Raw genomic sequence first — 1,058 nt, 5'->3', positions numbered from 1 at the left:
CGCGATATTTCACTAGCTACAAAATTTTGAAATTTGGGTAACAGGTAACACGAGGGTAACAGATGAACCAGTCCGAATTTGCCAAATTACACGGTGTCAGCCGCAAGACCGTCACCACATGGAAAGCCCGTGGCTGGCTGGTTACGGACGGTGACGACATCAATGTTGAGGCCTCAAATGCCAATATTGCGCGTTACCGGAAAACTGTTACCCGACCGGAAAAACAAGCAACAGGTAACAACAAAGGTAACAAACAGGGTAACACCCCCCAGGGTAACACTTCAGGTAACAACCCAGCCCCCGATACCCCGGCAAAAATTGTCGAGCGCATTCTGACTGAACGGGGTGCAACGATGTCACTGGATGAAGCCCGGACCATGAAGGAAAACTATCTGGCGCTGTTGACCCAGTACGATTACGACCTGAAATCCGGTCAGGTGTTACCGTGGCAGGATATGATCGATGCGGTCAGGCAGCAATATGCCCGCCTGCGTACCCGATTGATCGCTATCGCCCCTGAACACGGCCCCCGACTGAGAGCTCAGGCAGCCACCTCAACGGATACGGCGTTTGTCGCGGCCTTACAGGAAATCATCTACGAGGCGATGGAGGAATTGAGCCTTGATCACAGTAAACAGGGGGGATAATGCAGCATGGCAAAACTTTACCCTTGTACTGAATCAGTGCCGTTCTGACATTTGTCCCCCGGAGCCGTTATCGTTAAGCGAGTGGGCCAATAAATACGCCGTTCTGTCCAAAGAGAACAGTGCCCAAACGGGTAAATTCCGCTCCTTTGGTTATCAGGATGGCATGATGGATGCCATTACCGATCCGAATGTGACTCAGGTGTCTGTCATGAAATCGGCCCGCGTGGGTTACACCAAAATCCTTGACCATGTTGTCGGCTATTATCTGTCTCACGACCCGTCACCCATACTGGTGGTGCAGCCCCGCGTGGAGGATGCCGAGGACTACAGCAAGACCGAAATCGCGCCGATGCTGCGGGATACGCCGGTGCTGAAAGAAATTGCGGGGGAGGCGAAAGCCAAAGACAGTGG

The 1,058-nt window shown here is 52.7% G+C and carries 2 protein-coding genes; both read left to right on the top strand.

All coding sequences use genetic code 11. From position 1 onward, the window contains the following. Window positions 1–62 precede the first annotated feature (62 nt). Window positions 63–647 carry an RNA polymerase subunit sigma-70 gene (locus Xhom_RS24960; RefSeq protein ID WP_099140129.1) on the top strand — a complete coding sequence of 195 codons (585 nt, stop codon included), beginning with the start codon at window positions 63–65 and terminating at the stop codon, window positions 645–647. Beyond that, window positions 622–1,058 (top strand): phage terminase large subunit family protein (locus tag Xhom_RS24955; RefSeq protein WP_211287917.1); only part of this gene is annotated, 437 nt, incomplete at its 3' end. The genes Xhom_RS24960 and Xhom_RS24955, both read left to right, overlap by 26 nt.

This window comes from Xenorhabdus hominickii (genome assembly GCF_002632725.1).
Lineage (GTDB): Bacteria > Pseudomonadota > Gammaproteobacteria > Enterobacterales > Enterobacteriaceae > Xenorhabdus > Xenorhabdus hominickii.
Note: the sequence above shows the minus strand (reverse complement) of the source record. Positions and strands in the feature narration are given on the sequence as shown.